Source organism: Streptomyces sp. NPDC059455, from assembly GCF_042750115.1.
Classification (GTDB): Bacteria; Actinomycetota; Actinomycetes; order Streptomycetales; family Streptomycetaceae; genus Streptomyces; species Streptomyces endocoffeicus.
This window is the reverse complement of the sequence record NZ_JBHYVB010000028.1, coordinates 74,232-78,870: the sequence shown is the minus strand read 5'-3', so window position 1 is coordinate 78,870 and position 4,639 is coordinate 74,232. Positions and strand designations below refer to the sequence as shown.

5 protein-coding genes are annotated in these 4,639 nt (G+C 69.5%); 3 read left to right on the top strand and 2 right to left on the bottom strand.

What is annotated here, in order from left to right; translation table 11 throughout:
- Positions 1–178: 178 nt before the first annotated feature.
- Positions 179–766: a TetR family transcriptional regulator gene (locus ACFXB5_RS13060; protein ID WP_385206288.1), complete on the bottom strand. Its 588-nt coding sequence runs from the start codon at positions 764–766 to the stop codon at positions 179–181.
- A 188-nt stretch (positions 767–954) separates the two neighbouring features.
- Between ACFXB5_RS13060 and hisN the strand changes: the two genes are divergently transcribed.
- Both hisN and ACFXB5_RS13050 read left to right on the top strand, forming a co-directional pair.
- Positions 955–1,749: a histidinol-phosphatase gene (gene hisN, locus ACFXB5_RS13055; RefSeq protein WP_385206285.1), complete on the top strand. Its 795-nt coding sequence runs from the start codon at positions 955–957 to the stop codon at positions 1,747–1,749.
- Positions 1,750–1,938: 189 nt separating this feature from the next.
- A complete protein-coding gene (locus tag ACFXB5_RS13050; protein WP_385206298.1) occupies positions 1,939–2,331 on the top strand; it encodes a cyclic nucleotide-binding/CBS domain-containing protein in 393 nt (130 codons plus the stop codon).
- Between the two features lie 107 nt (positions 2,332–2,438).
- Here the strand turns inward: ACFXB5_RS13050 and ACFXB5_RS13045 are convergent, their stop codons facing one another.
- The gene (locus tag ACFXB5_RS13045; RefSeq protein WP_385206282.1) at positions 2,439–3,905 is read right to left on the bottom strand and encodes a catalase; all 1,467 of its coding nucleotides are present in this window, start codon (positions 3,903–3,905) and stop codon (positions 2,439–2,441) included.
- A gap of 162 nt (positions 3,906–4,067) precedes the next feature.
- Here ACFXB5_RS13045 and ACFXB5_RS13040 point away from each other — a divergent pair, with 162 nt between their 5' ends.
- Positions 4,068–4,481 (top strand): Fur family transcriptional regulator, encoded by a 414-nt coding sequence (locus tag ACFXB5_RS13040; RefSeq protein WP_385206279.1) that lies wholly within the window; start codon positions 4,068–4,070, stop codon positions 4,479–4,481.
- Positions 4,482–4,639: the final 158 nt, after the last annotated feature.

The window sequence follows — 4,639 nt, the reverse complement described above, 5'->3', positions numbered from 1 at the left end:
GGGCTTGGCCCTGGACCCCGGGGTCTGCGGCGAAGCCCCCACGCGGCGGAGCCGCATATCGTCAGGTGTCGGGAAGGGGCGGGGAGGGGAAAGCCCGCCGCAGGCGCCACGACCCACCAAACGCCCCGATCCACCAAGCGCCACGACCCACCAAGCACCACGTACCCCTCGGCCCGACTCAGGCAAGCACGGTGCGCACCATACGGGCCACGTCCGCCGCCGGGGCGGGAGACACCACGTACGACAGGGCCAGCCTGGCGACCGCCTCACAGGCCAGCGGCAGCTCGACCGCGCCGGGCGGCCAGTCGCCCTCCAGCAGCCGCACCGCCCGGTCCCGCGCCTCGCCGAGCAGCTCGCCCGGCGCGGGCAGCGGCTCCGGCTCCCCCGGCCGTGCCGCCCTTACGGACGTCACGGACGTCACGGACGTCGGCAGCCGCTCGTTCCAGCAGCCCGTGAGCACCGCCCGCACCAGCGGGTTCTCGGTCGCCGAGCGGACCGTCCACACCGCCGCGGCGGCCAGCCGCTCCCTGGGGGCCGCCGAGCCGGACACCCCGGACAGCGCCCGATCGACCCCGCGCAGATACGCGTCGGCCTCGCGCCGCACCAGAGCGCGGGCGAGGCCCTCCTTGCTGCCGAACTCGTTGTAGAGGGTCTGCCGGGAGACCCCGGCCGCCGCCGCGACCTCGGACATCTTCACCCTCGCCCATGGACGGCGCTCGAGCGCGGCGAAGGCCGCGTCGAGTAAGGATTCACGCGCTGCGGGCATCGTCGCCTCCCAGAGCGGGCATCGCCGCCTCCCGGCCCCCGGCATGTGCCCGACAGAATTGACGGACCGCCAGATGAAGTCAAGAGGCCCGCACAAGAGTCCCGTACGTGCGGGCCGTCCAGCCGAAGTCCCCTGGTCGTTGTGGAGTCGTGTAGCTCCGCGTCTTTTCCTGTCGATACTGTTCGGCCATGCCCGACTACCACGATGACCTGCGTCTCGCCCATGTTCTCGCCGACGCCGCCGACGCGACCACGATGGAGCGGTTCAAGGCACTCGACCTCAAGGTCGAGACAAAACCCGATATGACGCCGGTGAGCGAGGCCGACAAGGCGGCCGAGGAGCTGATCCGTACCTCGCTCCAGCGCGCCCGGCCGCGCGACGCGGTGCTCGGCGAGGAGTTCGGCAGCGAGGGCAGCGGTCCGCGGCGCTGGGTGGTCGACCCGATCGACGGCACCAAGAACTACGTACGCGGGGTTCCGGTCTGGGCCACCCTGATCGCCCTCATGGAGCGCGGTGAGGGCGGCGACCGGCCGGTCGTCGGGGTGGTCTCCGCACCGGCGCTGGGACGGCGCTGGTGGGCCGCCGAGGGGCTCGGGGCGTACACCGGGCGCAGCCTGTCCTCCGCGAGCCGGCTCGCGGTCTCGAAGGTGAGCAACCTGTCCGACGCCTCGTTCGCGTACTCCTCGCTCAGCGGCTGGGAGGAGCGCGGCAGGCTGGACGGCTTCCTCGATCTGACCCGCGCCTGCTGGCGCACCCGTGGCTACGGCGACTTCTGGCCGTACATGATGGTGGCCGAGGGCTCGGTGGACATCTGCGCCGAACCGGAATTGTCGCTGTGGGACATGGCGGCCAACGCGGTGATCGTCCAGGAGGCAGGCGGCCGCTTCACCGGACTCGACGGCGTACCCGGCCCGAACAGCGGCGATGCGGCGGCGTCCAATGGGCTGCTGCACGGGGTGATGCTGGACTACCTGCGGCCCTGAGAGGCCTTCCGGGGGCTGACCGGAGCATGAACCGGAGCGCGGGGCGCGCTCAGCGGCAGATCGGCTTCCGCGCGCCCTTGTTGGACCCACCAAGGCATGTGAACATGAGAATCCAGGACCTTGTGAACTTGTGAATCCTTTCTCTAATGGGATCTGGGATTCACCAAGGAGGTGGCTCCATCCATGCCCATGCACGTCCGTGACGCCATGAGCTCGGTGGTCCTCACCATCGGCCCCGCTCATACGCTCCGCCAGGCCGCCCGGCTGATGTCGGCCCGCCGGGTGGGATCGGCCATCGTGCTCGATCCCGACACCAGCGGCCTGGGGATTCTCACCGAGCGCGACATCCTCAACTCCCTGGGGGCGGGCCAGGACCCCGACCAGGAGGCCGCACACGACCACACCACCGCCGATGTCGTCTTCGCCGCCCCCGGGTGGACGCTGGACGAAGCGGCCCGCGCGATGTCCCAGGGCGGCTTCCGCCATCTGATCGTCCTCGACGCGGGCGACCCGGTCGGGGTGGTGTCGGTGCGCGACATCATCCGCTGCTGGGCCCCGACGCCCCAGCCCGTACCGGCGTAAGGGCCTGGCGCACCGCGCCCGGCACACGAACCGGCACTCAAAGAGGCACACGAAGAGGCCGGAGCCCAACGGCGTCCGGCCTCTTCGGTCAATACGGCAAGCGTCCGTCAGCCGCGCAGGGCCTGGACCGCGGCCTCCAGCCGCTTGCCGTAGTCGGCGTCCGCCTTGCGGAAGTTCTCGATCGCCCGCTGTGCGATGTCATCGCGGGAGACCTTGGCGATGAACTGCGCCAGATTCTCGATCAGGCGCTCCTTCTCGTCGTCCGACATCAGCCGGTAGAGGTTGCCCGCCTGGACGAAGTCGTCGTCCTCGGCGTGCGAGGGGGCCTCGTGGTCCCCGGTCCGGCCGGACACCGGGGACGGCTGCCACAGCGCCTGGCCGGTCTCGGCCGGGCCGCCGAAGCTGTTGGGCTCGTAGTTCTTGGCGCCCGCGTGACGGCCGTCGTACATGAAGCCGTCCCGGCCGTACGTGCGCGCCTCGGCCGCGTGCGGACGGTTCACCGGCAGGTGGTCGGCGTTGATGCCGACGCGGTAGCGGTGGGCGTCGCCGTACGCGAACAGGCGGCCCTGGAGCATCTTGTCCGGGGACGGGCCGATGCCCGGCACGAAGTGGGCGGGCGAGAAGATCGACTGCTCGACCTCGGCGAAGATGTTCCGCGGGTTGCGGTTGAGCTCCAGCTTGCCGATCTCGATCGGCGGGTAGTCCTCGTGCGGCCAGACCTTGGTCAGGTCGAACGGGTTGAAGCGGTAGTTCGCCGCATCGGCCGCCGGCATGATCTGCACCTGCACGGTCCAGGTCGGGAAGTCACCCCGCTCGATGGCCTCGCGCAGATCGCGCTGGTGGCTGTCGGGGTCCAGGCCGGAGGTCTCGGCCGCCTCGGCGGCGGTGAGGTTCTTGATGCCCTGGTCGGTCTTGAAGTGGTACTTCACCCAGAAGACCTCGCCCGCGGCGTTGTTCCACTGGTAGGTGTGCGAACCGTAGCCGTTCATGTGGCGGTACGAGGCGGGGATGCCGCGGTCGCCGAACAGCCAGGTCACCTGGTGGGTGGCCTCGGGCGAGAGCCCCCAGAAGTCCCAGACGTTGTCCGCCTCCTGCGAACCGGTGTACGGGTCGCGCTTCTGGGTGTGGATGAAGTCGGGGAACTTGATGGCGTCCTTGATGAAGAACACCGGGGTGTTGTTCCCGACCAGGTCGTAGTTGCCGTCCTCGGTGTAGAACTTCAGCGCGAAACCGCGCGGGTCGCGCACCGCGTCCGCCGAGCCGAGGTTGCCGGCGACCGTCGAGAAGCGCAGAAACGTCTCGGTCTGCTTGCCGACCGCGGAGAGGAACGCCGCGCGGGTGTACTCCGTCACATCCGCGGTCACGGTGAAGGTGCCGTACGCACCGGCACCCCGCGCGTGCACGATCCGCTCCGGGATCCGCTCGCGGTTGAAGTGGGCGAGCTTCTCGATCAGGTGCTGGTCCTGGATGAGGACCGGACCGCCGACGCCCGCCGTCTCGCTGTTCTGGTTGTCCGCCACCGGAGCCCCGGACTCCGTGGTCAGCGGACCAGTGATGTCGTCCTGGACCGTCACGTGCGCCTCCTGCGTACTCGCATTCTGTCCCTTGGTCTGGGGCTGGGCTCGATCCTACATTGGACATTGTCTAAGTCAAGAAGGGTTTGAGACTCGTACCGGGTCTGGTCAAGGACTCGTCCGCTGCTACCCTTGTCCTTATCTGACTGATAGGTGAATGGCATGAGTGACCTGCTGGAACGGCTCAGGGGACGCGGCTGGAGGCTGACGGCGCAGCGGCGTGTCGTCGCCGAGGTCCTCGACGGGGACCACGTGCACTACACCGCCGAAGAAGTCCACGCGCTGGCGGCCGAGCGACTGCCCGAGATCTCCCGCGCGACCGTGTACAACACCCTCGGCGAGCTCGTCACGCTCGGCGAGGTGATCGAGGTCAGCACGGACGGCAGAGCCAAGCGCTACGACCCGAACGCGCATCACGCGCATCAGCATCTGGTGTGCGCGCGGTGCGGCACCATCCGCGATGTCCACCCCTCCGGCGACCCGCTCGCCGACCTGCCCACGCAGGAGCGCTACGGCTTCGCGGTCTCCGCGGTCGAGGTGACGTACCGGGGACTGTGCCCCGACTGCGCCGCCTGAGACCCGAGGGGCGCGGCGCGAGCGGCGCGGATCACGACCGTAAGGCCGTGACGGCGACCGTAAGGCCGCGACAGACGAAAGGCCCCGATCGCTGTGGTTGAGGGCCGTAGTGGTGGTAGGGGGGGACGGTATTGTTAAATAGGGCTCTGGGTTATGTT